The 15,202-nt window shown below is 70.2% G+C and carries 13 protein-coding genes and 3 pseudogenes; 15 read left to right on the top strand and 1 reads right to left on the bottom strand.

The window, feature by feature from the left end:
- The first annotated feature begins 39 nt into the window (after positions 1-39).
- From lepB (RLT58_RS09645) to RLT58_RS09585, 13 genes and pseudogenes are all read left to right on the top strand, one after another.
- The gene (gene lepB / locus RLT58_RS09645) at positions 40-942 is read left to right on the top strand and encodes a signal peptidase I (RefSeq protein ID WP_311309990.1); all 903 of its coding nucleotides are present in this window, start codon (positions 40-42) and stop codon (positions 940-942) included.
- A 49-nt stretch (positions 943-991) separates the two neighbouring features.
- Positions 992-1,732, top strand: coding sequence for a signal peptidase I (lepB, locus tag RLT58_RS09640; RefSeq protein ID WP_311309989.1), 741 nt, complete (start codon positions 992-994; stop codon positions 1,730-1,732).
- Positions 1,722-2,210: an NUDIX hydrolase gene (locus RLT58_RS09635; RefSeq protein WP_311309988.1), complete on the top strand. Its 489-nt coding sequence runs from the start codon at positions 1,722-1,724 to the stop codon at positions 2,208-2,210. Before lepB (RLT58_RS09640) ends, RLT58_RS09635 begins: the two co-directional genes overlap by 11 nt.
- 63 nt (positions 2,211-2,273) lie before the next feature.
- Entirely contained in the window at positions 2,274-2,582 is a 309-nt protein-coding gene (locus RLT58_RS09630) for a DUF2469 domain-containing protein (protein WP_003993268.1), read from the top strand.
- Positions 2,583-2,666: 84 nt separating this feature from the next.
- Positions 2,667-3,029, top strand: coding sequence for a YraN family protein (locus tag RLT58_RS09625; protein ID WP_311309987.1), 363 nt, complete (start codon positions 2,667-2,669; stop codon positions 3,027-3,029).
- Positions 3,029-4,018: pseudogene (locus RLT58_RS09620) on the top strand (YifB family Mg chelatase-like AAA ATPase); the annotation flags it as partial. The gene RLT58_RS09625 and the pseudogene RLT58_RS09620, both read left to right, overlap by 1 nt.
- Before the next feature lie 163 nt (positions 4,019-4,181).
- Complete coding sequence (locus tag RLT58_RS09615; RefSeq protein WP_311309986.1) at positions 4,182-5,321, top strand: tyrosine-type recombinase/integrase; 1,140 nt, start codon at positions 4,182-4,184, stop codon at positions 5,319-5,321.
- Positions 5,318-7,894: a tyrosine-type recombinase/integrase gene (locus RLT58_RS09610; RefSeq protein WP_311309985.1), complete on the top strand. Its 2,577-nt coding sequence runs from the start codon at positions 5,318-5,320 to the stop codon at positions 7,892-7,894. The genes RLT58_RS09615 and RLT58_RS09610 overlap by 4 nt, the downstream gene beginning before the upstream one ends.
- A gap of 2 nt (positions 7,895-7,896) precedes the next feature.
- Positions 7,897-8,478 carry a DUF6262 family protein gene (locus RLT58_RS09605; protein ID WP_311309984.1) on the top strand — a complete coding sequence of 194 codons (582 nt, stop codon included), beginning with the start codon at positions 7,897-7,899 and terminating at the stop codon, positions 8,476-8,478.
- 112 nt (positions 8,479-8,590) lie between these two features.
- Positions 8,591-9,232: pseudogene (locus RLT58_RS09600) on the top strand (ATP-binding protein); the annotation flags it as partial.
- Positions 9,229-10,440, top strand: coding sequence for a DNA-processing protein DprA (dprA, locus tag RLT58_RS09595; RefSeq protein ID WP_311309983.1), 1,212 nt, complete (start codon positions 9,229-9,231; stop codon positions 10,438-10,440). The pseudogene RLT58_RS09600 and the gene dprA, both read left to right, overlap by 4 nt.
- 288 nt (positions 10,441-10,728) lie before the next feature.
- Positions 10,729-11,565 carry an RNA polymerase sigma factor WhiG gene (whiG, locus tag RLT58_RS09590; protein ID WP_311309982.1) on the top strand — a complete coding sequence of 279 codons (837 nt, stop codon included), beginning with the start codon at positions 10,729-10,731 and terminating at the stop codon, positions 11,563-11,565.
- Positions 11,566-11,716: 151 nt separating this feature from the next.
- Positions 11,717-12,292 (top strand): TetR/AcrR family transcriptional regulator, encoded by a 576-nt coding sequence (locus RLT58_RS09585; RefSeq protein WP_311314456.1) that lies wholly within the window; start codon positions 11,717-11,719, stop codon positions 12,290-12,292.
- Between the two features lie 245 nt (positions 12,293-12,537).
- Here RLT58_RS09585 and RLT58_RS09580 read toward each other — a convergent pair.
- Positions 12,538-13,017 (bottom strand): annotated as a pseudogene (locus tag RLT58_RS09580) (peptidoglycan DD-metalloendopeptidase family protein); the annotation flags it as partial.
- Positions 13,018-13,293: 276 nt separating this feature from the next.
- Here RLT58_RS09580 and rpsB point away from each other — a divergent pair.
- Together rpsB and tsf are read left to right on the top strand one after the other, a co-directional pair.
- On the top strand, positions 13,294-14,211 hold the full coding sequence (gene rpsB / locus RLT58_RS09575) for a 30S ribosomal protein S2 (RefSeq protein WP_311309981.1): 918 nt from the start codon (positions 13,294-13,296) through the stop codon (positions 14,209-14,211).
- A 99-nt stretch (positions 14,212-14,310) separates the two neighbouring features.
- Positions 14,311-15,147 (top strand): translation elongation factor Ts, encoded by an 837-nt coding sequence (tsf, locus tag RLT58_RS09570; RefSeq protein WP_311309980.1) that lies wholly within the window; start codon positions 14,311-14,313, stop codon positions 15,145-15,147.
- Positions 15,148-15,202 lie beyond the last annotated feature (55 nt).

Here is a 15,202-nt window from a genome sequence, read left to right as displayed (position 1 = left end):
GATACGGCCCGATGGGCAGGCGTTGGCGCGGAGTGAGGAATGAATGTGAGTGACGTGGCAGGCGGAGCCCGTTCCGACCAGGGACCGTCCACGACGCGGCCCGGACCGGCCGCCGGGTACGGCTCCGATCCCGAGGGCGAGGCACCGGAGGCGGCCGGCGCGCGGAGCACCCGCGCCAAGGCGAAGAAGCCCGGCTCGTTCTGGAAGGAACTGCCGCTGCTGATCGGTGTCGCGCTGGTTCTGGCGCTGCTGATCAAGACGTTTCTGGTGCAGGCGTTCTCGATTCCGTCGGATTCGATGCAGAACACGCTTCAGCAGGGCGACCGGGTGCTGGTCGACAAGCTGACGCCGTGGTTCGGCTCCGAGCCGGAGCGCGGCGAGGTGGTCGTCTTCCACGATCCGGCCGGCTGGCTGGACGGCGAGCCGACGCCCAGTTCCAACGCGGTGCAGAAGTTCCTGAGCTTTGTCGGGCTGATGCCGTCCGCCGAGGAGAAGGACCTGATCAAGCGGACGATCGCGGTCGGCGGCGACACCGTGGAGTGCCGGAAGGGCGGCCCGGTGAAGGTCAACGGGAAGGCGCTCGACGAGCCGTACATCTACCCGGGCAACAGCGCCTGCGACGACATGCCCTTCGGCCCGTTCAAGGTGCCCGACGGCAAGATCTGGGTGATGGGCGATCACCGCCAGGACTCCTCGGACTCCCGCTACCACATCAACGACGCGAACAAGGGGTTCGTGCCGGTGGACAAGGTCGTGGGCCGGGCCGTGGTGGTGGCCTGGCCGCTCAACCGCTGGGCCACGCTGCCGGTCCCGGACACCTTCGACCAGCCGGGTATCAGTGCCGCGGGCGCGGTCGCGCCTGGTGCGCTGGGGCTGGCCGGTGCGGTGCCCCTCGTCCTGTGGCGGCGACGGAGGCTGACCGCCGGGCGTACCGCCGGGTAGGGTGCCCACTCGGATCAGCGATTGTCGATCTCCGATGGGGGACGCTGGGATGAGTGGGACAGGACAAGACAGTGACGGCCACGGCCGGCTCGGCAGCATGCTGTCCGGACTGGCCGTGGCCGTCGGCTGTGTGCTCTTCCTCGGCGGCTTCGCCTGGGGAGCCGTGGTCTACCGGCCCTACACGGTGCCGACCGAGTCGATGACGCCGACGGTGAACGCCGGCGACCGGGTCCTCGCCCAGCGGGTGGACGGTGACGAGGTGCGCCGCGGCGACGTGGTCGTCTTCACCGACCGGCAGTGGGGCGACATGCCCATGGTGAAGCGGGTCGTCGGGACCGGCGGCGACAAGATCGCCTGCTGTGACAAGGACGGCCGGCTCACGGTGAACGGGATACCCGTCGACGAACCGTATCTGCGGGGCTCGGGCCCGGCCTCCGTGAACGACTTCACGGCCGAGGTGCCCAAGGGCCAGCTCTTCCTCCTGGGCGACGACCGCACGGTCTCGCTGGACTCCCGGGTCCATCTGGAGGACGGCGGGCACGGCTCGGTGCCCCGCAGCGCCGTGCAGGCCCGCGTGGACGCCGTCGCCTGGCCGCTGGGCGGGATGATCGGACGGCCCCGGGCCTTCGCCGCGCTCCCGGGCGGGGTGTCGTCCGCCGGGCCGCTGAGGCTCCAGCTCGGCGCGATGGGCGTGGGCGTGCTGCTCATCCTGGGCGGTGCGGTGTACGGGCCGATCGCGGCCCGCTCGAAGCGGAACCGGCGGACGAAGGCGGCCACCGGTGCCCGATGAGATCCGCAAGGTCTCCCGGCTGGTCCTCCTCGACCCGGACGACCGCATTCTCCTGATGCACGGCTTCGAACCGGGGGACCCGTCGAGCACCTGGTGGTTCACCCCGGGCGGAGGGCTGGAGGGCGACGAGACCCGGGAGCAGGCCGCACTGCGCGAGCTGGCCGAGGAGACCGGGATCACGGAGGTCGAACTGGGCCCGGTGCTCTGGCGGCGGACCTGCTCCTTCCCGTTCGACGGGCGCCGCTGGCACCAGGACGAGTGGTACTTCCTGGCCCGGACGGACCGGACCGCGACGGACACCAGCGGGCAGACCGGGCTGGAACTCCGCAGCGTCTCGGAGCTGAGGTGGTGGACTTCCGCCGAACTGTCGGCGGCGCGTGAGACGGTGTACCCGACCAGACTCGCCGGGCTGCTGCGCACGCTGCTCGACGAGGGTCCTCCGCGTACGCCATTGGTTCTCGACCCCGAAAACGCCTGAGCGCCCGGGGCGCCGGAGCCTGGCGCACAATGGGGGAACGCACGGCTGAAGGGGAACATGCCAATGAGCGCCGAGGACCTCGAGAAGTACGAGACCGAGATGGAGCTGAAGCTCTACCGGGAGTACCGCGATGTCGTCGGTCTGTTCAAATATGTGATCGAGACCGAACGGCGCTTCTACCTCACCAACGACTACGAGATGCAGGTCCACTCGGTCCAGGGTGAGGTGTTTTTCGAGGTGTCCATGGCGGATGCCTGGGTCTGGGACATGTACCGGCCCGCACGGTTCGTCAAGCAGGTACGGGTACTGACGTTCAAGGACGTCAACATCGAGGAGCTCAACAAGAGCGATCTCGAACTTCCGAGTGGCTGAGTTATCCACAATCGCCCGCTTGTCCACCAAGATCCACTGAGGTGAGGGAAAAGCGTCAGAGTCGGTGCCGGAGGTGGTGCCGAAATGAACGCACGGGGGGCACTCGGGCGGTACGGCGAGGACCTGGCGGCGCGGCTGCTGGCCGACGCCGGCATGTCCGTACTGGAACGGAACTGGCGCTGTCGCGCCGGTGAGATCGACATCGTCGCGATGGACGGCGACGCGCTCGTCATCTGCGAGGTCAAGACCCGCAGGGCGGGTGTCTTCGAGCATCCGATGGCCGCGGTCACCCCGGTCAAGGCGGACCGGCTGCGCCGGCTGGCCGGACTCTGGCTGGACCGCCACGGCGGCCCGCCGCCGCCCGGCGGGGTGCGCATCGACCTGGTCGGCGTGGTGCTGCCCCGGCGCGGCGCGCCCCTGGCCGAGCATGCGCGGGGGGTGGCGTGATGGCGTTCGCGCGGGCCTGCTCGGTGGCCCTGGTGGGCGTCGAGGGCGTGGTGGTGGAGGTCCAGGCGGACCTGGAGGCGGGGGTGGCCGCGTTCACCCTCGTCGGCCTGCCGGACAAGAGCCTGGTGGAGAGCCGGGACCGGGTCAGGGCGGCCGTGGTCAACTCCGGGGCCGAGTGGCCGCAGAAGAAACTCACGGTCGGGCTGTCCCCGGCCTCGGTGCCCAAGGGCGGATCGGGCTTCGACCTCGCTGTTGCCTGCGCGGTGCTGGGCGCCGCCGAGCGGATCGACCCCGCGTCGATCGCCGATGTGGTGATGATCGGGGAGCTGGGGCTCGACGGCCGGGTCCGCCCGGTACGGGGGGTGCTGCCCGCCGTCCTGGCGGCAGCGGAGGCGGGCTACCGGCAGGTCGTCGTGCCGGAGCAGACGGCCGGCGAAGCGGCCCTGGTGCCCGGGATCTCCGTGCTCGGGGTGCGCAGCCTGCGGCAGCTGATCGCCGTGCTGTGCGACGAACCCGTGCCCGACGAACCGGCGGCCCATGACGAGGGCTGCCCCGACACGATGCTGGCCGGGCTGATGGTGCCCGGCGCCGGGATGGGCACCGGCTTCGCCCGGAGCGCCGCACCGGGCGAGGGGGCCCGGCCGGACCTGGCCGACGTCGCGGGGCAGGAGCGGCCGCGCAAGGCTCTGGAGATCGCCGCGGCCGGCGGCCACCACCTTCTGCTGACCGGTCCGCCGGGAGCGGGCAAGACCATGCTGGCCGAGCGGCTCCCCGCGATCCTGCCGCCGCTGACCAGGCAGGAGTCCCTGGAGGTGACCGCCGTGCACTCGGTGGCGGGCATTCTGCCACCGGGCCAGCCCCTGGTGTCCCGGGCGCCGTACTGCGCCCCGCACCACTCGGCGACGATGCAGTCACTGGTCGGCGGGGGCAACGGACTGCCGAGGCCGGGCGCGGTCTCGCTGGCGCACCGGGGGATTCTCTTCCTCGACATTACCGACCGCATGTAGCCCTGTCCGGGACGTCCGTCTGGCCTGTGCCCGTCGACGCCCCGTGCCCTTTTACCGACCGTGCCCGGAGCGTCGATAATGTCCGGAATAGTTCGGAGGGCACGTGGTAAGCAAGACAGTGATTGGCCAGCTCAGAGTGCAGGAAATGAGGCACAAGGACGGAAAGAAGTCTTGGACGATCGTCTGGCCCGAGGGGACGGTCCATCGGGAGGCGGACGGCTATCTGCGGCAGTACGAGGGATCTGGCACGCAGAGGACGTACGCGTACTACCTCGTCGATCACCTGCGCTGGTTGGAACGCGAATGCCTACAGCGGGAGGCAGTCACCTTCCGCGATCTTGAGCGCTACATGGGAATCGTCGGCGCCGAGGTCCGCATGCCGCTCGGCGAGCCCTGGCGGGTGGGCAAGCGGCCCTATCGTGACGCGGCCTTGTCGACGGCTGCTGCCTGCCTGAAGGGCTTCTACCTGCGGCAGGCATCGCTCGGGATCAACACCGACTTGAAGCGGGATCTCGACAAGGATCGCCTGCCGACCCGTGCTGACCGCACACGATCCTTCCTGGGCCACCTCGGCGCCGTCCAGCAAGCGAATCCGCTTGCCCCGGTGCGGGTCCGGCGGAGGCATCCGAAGATGCTCCCCGAGGGCACCCGGGAACGTCTGGACGCCGTGGTCAACACCGCCCGCGACCGCCTCCTGGTCAGCTGGCTGTCGGACGGCGGGTTCCGAATAGGTGAGATGTGCGGTCTGCATCTCTCGGACCTGCACCTTCGGGACGGGGCGGCCTGCGGCGAGTGCCGGACGCCACACGTCCATATCTGCCACCGGCCAGGCAACGAGAACGACGCCGCGGCGAAGACGAAGTACGAATGGAAAGTCGAGGCCGGAACGGTTACCGGCGGACTGATCAAGAGGGTCAGCCGGGACATGATCCGCACCTACGTCGAGTACATGACCACCGAGTTTCCCCGCCAGCAGGCGACCCACGGGATGCTGATGGTCCAGCTGCGCGGCGAGGACTACGGCCGGCCGTGGGCTCCGGTCGGCGCCCGGCGCATGCTCGGCCGGGCCGGAGTCCGGGCCGGGCTCGGCAAGATCAAGCCCCATGCCTTCAGGCACAGCTTCACGACTGCCGTGCTCGACGCGGCCAAGGGCAATCTCCTCATCGCCAGGGATGCTGGCGGATGGGCGTCAGCCACGACCGTGGACGAGGTCTACGGGCACGTCGACGTGCACGACCCAGACTTCGATCTTGCCCTGCGGACCGTCTGGGGTGAGCAGGCATGAGCACGAGCATGCTGTTCAAGCTGCACAGCGACCCCGCCCCGCGGGCGGCCAGGGACCGCCTTGAGGTGCTGACCGCTCTCATCAACGGCCCGACCGTCGACGCGTTCTACCGCCCCGACGTCATCTACTTCCCCGCAGGTCACTCCACCTACGGATGGGAGTGCCACGTCCCGGACTGCGAACGAACACGACGTCAGGCCTACGAATTCTGCACCGTCCACCTTGACCAGTGGAGGGCCATCCGGGACACCACCATCAGTGCCGCGGAGTTCACCCGCACCGCAGAGCCGGGCGAACGCATGTCCTGGGCCAAGGAGGTGACCTGCCGGATCTGCCCGGACCGCCCCGCGTCCAGCACCGCGATGAGGCTCTGCCACCGCCACCAGGACCGCTGGCACAAAAAGCCAGCCGCCGACTTCGATCAATGGCTCGCCGAACAGACCACTCTTGCCGGCTATGGCAACTGCCTTGTGACACCGTGCCCGGACTTGGCCAGCTCGCCTCTACGGCTCTGCCACAAGCACCGGATGCGCTACAACGCGCAGGGTGCCCCCGGCCAGGCCGAACTGCCGCGTGAGTGGTGGCACGCCTTCGAGAACCGGGGACTGCCCGTCATCGTCGAGTACGACGACGAAGCAGCGTTCCGGCAGTGGTGCCACGAAGAGCCGCCGATCCTTCTGCCGGGCCGGGTCATCCTGACCGGACTCCGCCCCTTGCTCAAAGCCGAGGTCCGGTGGGGCCTGTTCGCCCATACCGACGGCGATCGCAGCGAGTGGCCCCTCACTCAGATTCAGAACATGATCAACCTCTGCCGGGGCCAGGACCTGCACTCCCTGTCAGAACTGGACCCCGACGAGTGCCCGCATGTCGTCGGAATGATCGTCCGAGAAATGCGCAACGAACTGCGGCTGATCTACTTCAGCCGTTCCGACACCCGCGACGCCGGCTTCATCGAGACCGATCACTTCGGGCGTCGGTTCCCCGGCCGCTTCAGCCACTTCGACCTGACCGCAGTGTCCCAGCGCTGGCTCCGCGATCTCCTCTGGGACTACATGGCCAGGACGATGGAGTCTCCGAAGTGCCCCCGCACCTCCGGTGTCTTCGACAACGCGCGTCGCGCCTGCACCGAACTGAGTGCCTTCCTTGAAGTCGAGGCGCCCGCCGGCGGGCATGATCCCCACCAGCTGGACGAGCGATACATGTCCCGCTTCGTTGCCGACCAGCGGCACCGCGAGCGTCACCGGCTCCCGTCACTGGCCATGAAACGTGCAGGCGGGAAGTCATCCACAGTCACGGAGAACACCCGGCGAGCGGTGTTCAACTCCACCCGCCAGGTGCTGCGGGGGTCTCTGGACTCCGGCGAGTCCGAACGGATCGGGCTGAGCCGGACCTTCATCACGGCCATGCCCCACGCCGGCGGGATGACGCGACGCTCGCGAGCCCCGTTCTCCGACGACGTCGCCAAAGCCCTGGCCGACGAGACCAACCTCCGCCACCTCGCCGAGAACTACGACCCCGACGACCAGGGCCTGCGCGATATCTGGGAAGCGATCGTCCTCACCGGCCGCCGATGCAGCGAAATCCTGAATCTGCGGATGGACTGCGTCGGTCGGTACGGCGAACTGCCCATGATCTGGCACGACCAGACCAAGGTCGGCAACTACGACGAAGCGATCAGAATCCCCGACACGCTCTACAACCGCATCCAGGAAAGGCAGAAGAGATCCCTCGCCCGCTTCGAGCGGCGACACGGCTACACACCGACGGGCCGGCAACAGGCGGAAATGGCCCTGTTCCCCACCCGGGTCCGCAACCCGTCCGGGAACGCTTCGATGTCCTACGGGTGGTTCCACAGCAACTACAAGCTATGGATCGAGGGACTCGACCTCGGCCACGTCGTCCCCCACCAGGCTCGTCACACGCTGGCGACCAACCTCCTGCGGGCCGGCGCCAACCTCACCCACATCCGCCGCTACCTCGGACAGATTTCAGACCGCATGGCCGAGCACTACGTCAAGGTCGCCCACTCCGACCTCGAAGAAGTACTTCACCACGTCTGGGTCTCCGGCCCCGGCGCCGCCCAGCCAGGCGAACTTCTGTCTGGCGGCACGACGCCCATGACACGCGCACAGGCCCAAGCCCTCGCCGTGGATCTCTCCCGCCGCAGCACCCCCTCGGAGGGCGGCTTCTGCACCTTCCAGCCCGTGGTCGACGGCGGAGCCTGCCCCTGGAAGCTGGACTGCCACAACTGCGACAAGTTCGTCATGTCGGGAGCCGATCTCCTCTACTGGCGCCGAAAGCAGGAGCAGTGGACGACTCTCGCCGAGCGAGCACCGGACGACGCGACTGCCGACTACCTCCACAGCTACTTCGAGCCGACCGCCCGAGCCATCGACGGCCTGGAGAAGGCACTCGCCGGCCTCGGCCTCCTGGACGAGGCCCTCGCCCTCGATCTGCGCAGGCCGCAGGACTACTTCCATCGGATCTGGAGCACCTCGTTCAAGGCCGCTGATCTCGCCGACGCCGTCGACCTCGACGACGACGTGGACGACCTCGAAAGCGGGAACGCATGAGCATGGCAGTTGACGCCCACCAGCAGACCGCCGCTGCGAACGAGACACGTCGTCGCAGCTCGGAGGCAGCCGTCCGCCGCGTCCAGGACGCGCTGAAGCGGTTGCGCCGCGAGAAGACTCCCATCACGTTCGCGGCTGTCGCACGCCGGGCGTCGGTCTCCCGGACATTCCTCTACTCCAACCAACAGGCTCGTTCCCTTGTCACCGCGGCTGCCGAAATCGCGGTCGACCAGCGCGTGACTGCTGGAAACGCGGAAGCGACGGCGCAGGAGGCGTCCTGGCGGGAGCGGGCACTCAACGCCGAGGATGCGCTGAAATCCGCCTTCGACGAGATACGACTCCAGCGCGGCCGCATCGGCGAGCTCATGGGGCAGGTCCGCGATCTCGAAGCGGAGTGGACCGAGGAAGCGATCCAGCGGATCACCAGCGAGAACACCAACCTCAAGCAGCGCGTCCGGAGACTGAGTGAGGAGAACCGAGCTCTCGACGAGCGGCTGAAGGCGGCGCGGTCCACATTGCGCTTCCAGGACAAGCGTCTGTCCGATCTCGAAGTGCAGCTGCTGGATCGCACTTCGAACGACTGACCAAGACCTCTACCGGCAAGTCCTGTTGATCACAACGAGGCTGCGTCGCTGACATGTAAGCTATGCATTAGCGCAGGTCAGCGGCGCAGCCTCGACATCAACGGTCGGTAATCTCGACGAGGCGCCGGAATTCTCCGTCCGGGCGCTGGACTCGCTGCGCCAGCCGCTGGAGTCGGGCCATGTGGTGGTGGCACGCAGCGCCGGGGTGGTGCGGCTGCCCGCCCGATTCCTGATGGTGCTCGCCGCCAACCCCTGCCCATGCGGACGCCACACCCTGAGCGGGGCCGGCTGCGAGTGCCCGCCCTCGGCGGTGCGCCGCTACCAGGCCAGGCTGTCAGGCCCGCTGCTCGACCGGGTCGATCTGAGGGTGGTCGTCGATCCCGTCCGACGGGAGGACCTGATGGGGCGGGGCGGCCGGGGCGAGTCGACCGAGACCGTCGCCGCCCGGGTGCGGGAGGCACGGGAGCGGGCGGCCGAGCGGCTGGCGGGCACACCGTGGACCACCAACAGTGAGGTGCCGGGCCATGAGCTGCGGACCCGGCTGGCGGCGGCACCGGGTGCCCTGATGGCGGCCGAACGGGACATGGAGCGGGGCCTGCTCACCGCGCGAGGCCTGGACCGGGTGCTGCGGGTGGCGTGGACGGTCGCGGACCTGCGCGCGGCCGACCGGCCGGACGCCTCGGACATCGCGGTGGCCCTGGAGCTGCGCAGCGGCATTCCCCGGGGGGTCCCGATGGAGGCGGGGGCGGTATGACGGGGGAGGGAGCCGTGTGCGCGGGGGCGGGGGAGCGGCCGGCCCCGCGCGGGGCGAGCGCGCGGGAGCGGCTGGCGCGGGCGGCACTGACCCGGGTGCTGGAGCCGGGGGACGAGCGGGCCGGGCGCTGGCTGCGGGAGTGCGGCGGCGTGGAGCTGATGCGCCGGATCACGGCCCGGGACGGGTCGGCCGAGCGGCTGAGCGGGATGACGGCGCGGCGGCTGGCCGGCTACCGGCTGCGGGCCGACGGCGCCGATCCGGAACGGGACCTGGCGGCGGTCGCCGAGGCCGGCGGGCGGTTCGTCGTCCCCGGCGACCGGGAGTGGCCGACCCAGCTGGACGATCTGGGCGATGCCCGGCCGACCGGGCTGTGGGTGCGGGGGAAGCCCGATCTCCGGCTCTGGGCGCTGCGCTCGGTCGCCGTGGTCGGGGCGCGTGCCTGCACACCGTACGGAGCGCACATGGCGACGACCATGGGCGCGGGGCTCGCGGAGCGGGGCTGGGTGGTCGTCTCCGGGGCGGCCTTCGGCGTCGACGGGGCGGCCCACCGGGGCGCACTGGCGGCCGACGGCGCGACGATGGCGGTGCTGGCCTGCGGGGTGGACGTCCCCTATCCGCGCGGACACGCCGAGCTGATCGGACGGGTGGCCGAACAGGGGCTCGTGATCGGCGAACTGCCCCCGGCCGACCACCCCACGCGCAGCAGATTCATCCTGCGGAACAGGGTGATCGCCGCGTTGACGCGGGGGACCGTGGTGGTCGAGGCCGAGTACCGCAGCGGTTCCCTGGTCACGGCACGCAGTGCCCAGCGTCTGGGCCGCTTCACCATGGGCGTTCCGGGACCGGCCACCAGCGGGCTCTCGGCGGGCGTCCATGAACTCCTGCGCGGTGAAGGCGTGCTGGTGACGGACGCGGCGGAAGTCGCCGAACTGGTCGGTGACATGGGAGAACTCGCCCCCTCCCGACACGGTCCCGTACTGCCGCGAGACCTGCTGGACCTCGTCTGCGGCAGGGTCCTGGACGCCCTGCCGTCGCACGGCACGGTGGACGCCCGGGAGGCCGCCCGTACCGCCGGAACGAGCGCTGACGAGGCCCTCGGCAAGCTGTACGAACTGCACTCACTGGGGTTCGTCGAACGCGATGGCGAGGGATGGCGGTTGACGCGGAGGCCGAGTTGTCATGACGACGCGCGGCGAGGCGGTTCTTGACCTGGGGCATTCGGGTGAAAAGGTGATGCCGATGACCTCGGCGCATCCGTCAGTGACGCCTCCGGGGCCGGCGCAGGTGGCGGTGGCCCCGGGCATCCGCCATGTCGCCGGCCGGGTGCGCTGTCATGTCCGCCGCCGGGTCGCGCGTCATGTCCGTTCGCCCGGAAGCGCACAGGATCCATCCTCTATCCTGCGCGCACCGCGACAACTCAGTCACGCTACGCTCACAAGGATTCCGCCCCAGAGACAAGTCCCAGTACTTCACGGCAGAACGGCTCAAGGCACCACATGCCCCAGCACACCTCCGGGTCTGACCGCGCGGCAGTACCACCGGCTGCGCGTGGCACGGTGCGCCCTCCCGCCCCGTCCTCGCTCGACGAGTTGTGGCGGTCGTACAAGACCACCGGCGACGGACGGCTGCGGGAGCAGCTGATCCTGCACTACTCGCCCCTGGTGAAGTACGTCGCGGGCCGGGTGAGCGTGGGCCTGCCGTCCAACGTCGAGCAGGCGGACTTCGTCTCCTCGGGGGTCTTCGGGCTGATCGACGCGATCGAGAAGTTCGACATCGAGCGCGCGATCAAGTTCGAGACCTACGCGATCACCCGCATCCGCGGCGCGATGATCGACGAGCTGCGGGCGCTGGACTGGATCCCGCGCTCCGTGCGGCAGAAGGCCCGGGCGGTGGAACGCGCCTACGCCACGCTGGAGGCCCAGCTGCGGCGCTCCCCGTCGGAGGCGGAGGTCGCCGCCGAGATGGATGTGACGCTGGAGGAACTGCACGCGGTTTTCAGCCAGTTGTCGCTGGCCAACGTCGTCGCGCTGGAGGAACTGCTCCATGTCGGCGGCGAGGGCGGCGACCGGCTGAGCCTGATGGACACGCTGGAGGACACCGCCGCGGACAACCCGGTGGAGGTGGCCGAGGACCGGGAGCTCAGACGGCTGCTCGCCCGGGCGATCAACACCCTGCCCGACCGCGAGAAGACGGTCGTCACGCTCTACTACTACGAGGGCCTGACCCTCGCCGAGATCGGCAACGTCCTCGGGGTCACCGAGAGCCGTGTCAGCCAGATCCACACCAAGTCGGTGCTCCAGCTGCGCGCGAAGCTGGCGGACGCCGGACGCTGAGTCCGCGCCTCCGGAGCCCCACCCGTCCCACCTCTCCCCTCGCCTCCTGCCCCGTCCCTCCGGGCCGCTTCGGCCATACCGGGGCCACCCGCACCCTCCCGGCGGCGGCCCGCCGTAGAGTGGAGGCGTGCCCAGGATTCGAGCGGCCTCCGTGGCCGAGCACCGGACCATGCAGCGCGGCGCCCTCCTGGACGCAGCGCGCTCCCTGCTGTCCGAGGGAGGCACGGAGGCCTTGACCTTCCCCGCCCTCGCCGAACGCACGGGCCTCGCCCGGTCCTCCGTCTACGAGTACTTCCGTTCGCGCGCCGCCGTCGTCGAGGAGCTGTGCGCCGTCGACTTCCCGGTCTGGGCGGCCGAGGTCGAGCACGCGATGGAGCGTGCGGGGACGCCCGAGGAGAAGATCGAGGCGTACGTCCGCCGGCAGCTCGACCTCGTCGGCGACCGGCGCCACCGGGCCGTGGTCGCGATCTCCGCCAGCGAGCTGGACGCGGGCGCCCGCGAGAAGATCCGCGCCGCGCACGGCGGCCTCATCGCCATGATCGTCGAGGCGCTCGGCGACCTCGGCCACGCGCAGCCCCGGCTCGCGGCCATGCTGCTCCAGGGTTCGGTGGACGCCGCGGTCCGGCGTATCGAGCTGACCGTGGCGGAGGAGCCCGGCGTGATCGCCGACACCGCCGTCGCCATGATCCTGCACGGCGTCCGGGGCATCCCCGCCGAGCAGGCCTGACGCCGCTCCCGGCCCCGCCGCCCCCGCGCGAGAGCGGCCGCAGTCACCACCGCCCCGCCGCCCGTCGGCACCGAAGGACCTCCGCCCGGACCGTCGCCCGTGACGCCGCCCGGCAGCGGTACGCCGAAGACCGGGAGCAGGCGGGAGGGGCCGCGGCGCAGCAGTGCGGGCGGCAGGAGCGACAGGGGGTCCAGGTACGCCTTCGCCCGGCGCAGGCCCCAGTGCAGACAGCCCGACGGGCAGTGGAACGGCCCCTCCGCCACAACGGCCACCACCTGCCCCGCCACGACGTCGTCGCCCTCGGTGACCAGCGGGCGCACCGGCTCGTACGTGGTCCGCAGCGGCGGATCACCCGTCCCGGCCACCTCGATCGCCAGCACCCCGCGACCGGCCACGGCGCCCGCGTAGGAGACCCGGCCGGACGCGGCGGCGCGCACCTGCGTACCGGGCCCGGCGGCCAGGTCCACGCCCCGGTGTCCCCGTCCGTAGTCGGTCGCGGGCGGTTCCCAGCCCCGTACCACCGTCGGGCGGCCCGCCAGCGGCCAGACGCGGGCGCCTGCCGGGGCCACCGGCGAGGGTGCGCCGGCCCGTGCGGGAACGGCCGCGGCGGCCGGCCGGGTCGGCCCCGCCGTCACCAGCAGCAGCCCCGCGAGGACCGCCGCCGCCCACCACGCCGCCCTGCCGTTCGGGGTCCGGGCAGCCGCCCGGTCTGATGTGCGTCGCATGGCCCCACCGTCCCCCGAGGGCCCGTTCCGCGGGGATCATGGACCGGTTCTGTGGACTACCGGCCGGTTGTGGACAGCGCCGTCACCCGGGACCCGGCGGGTCCCGTACACTTCTTCTGGCGATCCGGGTCACCGGGTCGACTTCGCACGCCCCGCCACCTCCCGCTCTGCGGAGGTGGCCGCGCTCCTCGGTCCCTCGTGGCACGGCGCGTCGGGGCGTCAGGCGCGACAGCAATCCTGCGGTCGCGATAACCGAGTACCTCAAGGAGTACGGCCATGGCCGTCGTCACGATGCGGGAGCTGCTGGAAAGCGGCGTCCACTTCGGTCACCAGACCCGCCGTTGGAACCCGAAGATGAAGCGCTTCATCTTCACGGAGCGCAACGGCATCTACATCATCGACCTGCTCCAGTCGCTGTCGTACATCGACCGCGCCTACGAGTTCGTCAAGGAGACCGTCGCCCACGGCGGCTCCATCATGTTCGTGGGTACGAAGAAGCAGGCCCAGGAGGCCATCGCCGAGCAGGCGACGCGCGTCGGCATGCCGTACGTCAACCAGCGTTGGCTCGGTGGCATGCTCACCAACTTCTCCACCGTCTACAAGCGCCTTCAGCGTCTGAAGGAGCTCGAGCTCATCGACTTCGAGGACGTGGCCGCCTCCGGCCTCACCAAGAAGGAGCTCCTGGTCCTCTCGCGCGAGAAGGCCAAGCTGGAGAAGACCCTCGGTGGTATCCGCGAGATGCAGAAGGTGCCGAGCGCCGTCTGGATCGTCGACACCAAGAAGGAGCACATCGCCGTCGGTGAGGCGCGCAAGCTCCACATCCCGGTCGTCGCGATCCTGGACACCAACTGTGACCCCGACGAGGTCGACTACAAGATTCCGGGCAACGACGACGCGATCCGCTCCGTCACCCTGCTCACCCGCGTGATCGCCGACGCCGTCGCCGAGGGCCTCATCGCCCGCTCCGGCGCCGCGACCGGCGACTCGAAGCCGGGCGAGAAGGCCGCCGGCGAGCCGCTCGCCGAGTGGGAGCGTGACCTGCTCGAGGGCGACAAGAAGGCCGACGCCGAGGTCCAGACCTCCGCCGAGACCGAGAAGGTCGCGGACGCCGAGGCCGCCGACGCCCCGGCCGCCGAGGCTGCTGCCGAGGCCCCCGCCGCCGAGGCCCCGGCCGCGGACGCCGAGCAGGCCTGACACCCGTCACGGCTCAAGACGGCGGGGGCCGGTGCCACAAGCACCGCCCCCGCCGTTGACCCGTAGATCTTTCAGACTTCGAGAGAGAAATACAGACTCATGGCGAACTACACCGCCGCTGACGTCAAGAAGCTCCGTGAGCTCACCGGCGCCGGCATGATGGACTGCAAGAAGGCGCTCGACGAGGCCGACGGCAACGTCGAAGGCGCTGTCGAGGCCCTCCGCATCAAGGGTCAGAAGGGCGTCGCCAAGCGCGAGGGCCGTTCTGCCGAGAACGGTGCGGTCGTCTCCCTCGTCTCCGACGACAAGACGTCCGGCGTCCTGCTCGAGCTGAAGTGCGAGACGGACTTCGTCGCCAAGGGCGACAAGTTCCAGGCCGTCGCCAACACGCTCGCCGCGCACGTCGCCGCGACCTCCCCGGCCGACATCCAGGCGCTGCTCGCGTCCGAGATCGAGCCCGGCAAGACCGTCCAGGCGTACGTGGACGAGGCCAACGCCAACCTCGGCGAGAAGATCGTCCTGGACCGCTTCGCGCAGTTCACCGGCGCCTACGTCTCCGTGTACATGCACCGCACCATGCCCGACCTGCCCCCGCAGATCGGTGTCCTGGTCGAGCTGGACAAGGCCGACGCCGAGCTGGCCAAGGGCATCGCGCAGCACATCGCCGCCTTCGCGCCGAAGTACCTCTCCCGCGAGGACGTCCCGGCCGAGGTCGTCGAGGCCGAGCGCCGCGTCGCCGAGGAGACCACGCGCGCCGAGGGCAAGCCCGAGGCCGCGCTCCCGAAGATCGTCGAGGGTCGCGTCAACGGCTTCTTCAAGGAGGCCACCCTCCTCGGCCAGCCGTACGCGCTGGACAACAAGAAGTCCGTCCAGAAGGTCCTGGACGAGGCCGGTGTCACCCTGAAGCGCTTCACGCGCATCAAGGTCGGCATCTGAGTCCGTCCGCGAAAAACGGTGGACCCCGATAGGGTCTGGTGCAGTCGACGGCCGC

This window comes from Streptomyces sp. ITFR-16 (genome assembly GCF_031844705.1).
In the GTDB taxonomy this organism is placed as follows: Bacteria; Actinomycetota; Actinomycetes; order Streptomycetales; family Streptomycetaceae; genus Streptomyces.
Note: the sequence above shows the minus strand (reverse complement) of the source record. Positions and strands in the feature narration are given on the sequence as shown.

Excerpts from the sequence above, each read along its gene's own strand:
- RLT58_RS09610 (WP_311309985.1), top strand. The coding sequence starts at position 5,318 with ATGAGCACGAGCATGCTGTTCAAGCTGCACAGCGACCCCGCCCCGCGG.
- dprA (WP_311309983.1), top strand. The coding sequence starts at position 9,229 with ATGACGGGGGAGGGAGCCGTGTGCGCGGGGGCGGGGGAGCGGCCGGCC.
- RLT58_RS09615 (WP_311309986.1), top strand. The coding sequence starts at position 4,182 with ATGAGGCACAAGGACGGAAAGAAGTCTTGGACGATCGTCTGGCCCGAG.
- lepB (WP_311309990.1), top strand. The coding sequence starts at position 40 with ATGAATGTGAGTGACGTGGCAGGCGGAGCCCGTTCCGACCAGGGACCG.
- RLT58_RS09625 (WP_311309987.1), top strand. The coding sequence starts at position 2,667 with ATGAACGCACGGGGGGCACTCGGGCGGTACGGCGAGGACCTGGCGGCG.
- tsf (WP_311309980.1), top strand. The coding sequence starts at position 14,311 with ATGGCGAACTACACCGCCGCTGACGTCAAGAAGCTCCGTGAGCTCACC.
- rpsB (WP_311309981.1), top strand. The coding sequence starts at position 13,294 with ATGGCCGTCGTCACGATGCGGGAGCTGCTGGAAAGCGGCGTCCACTTC.
- RLT58_RS09630 (WP_003993268.1), top strand. The coding sequence starts at position 2,274 with ATGAGCGCCGAGGACCTCGAGAAGTACGAGACCGAGATGGAGCTGAAG.
- whiG (WP_311309982.1), top strand. The coding sequence starts at position 10,729 with ATGCCCCAGCACACCTCCGGGTCTGACCGCGCGGCAGTACCACCGGCT.
- lepB (WP_311309989.1), top strand. The coding sequence starts at position 992 with ATGAGTGGGACAGGACAAGACAGTGACGGCCACGGCCGGCTCGGCAGC.
- RLT58_RS09605 (WP_311309984.1), top strand. The coding sequence starts at position 7,897 with ATGGCAGTTGACGCCCACCAGCAGACCGCCGCTGCGAACGAGACACGT.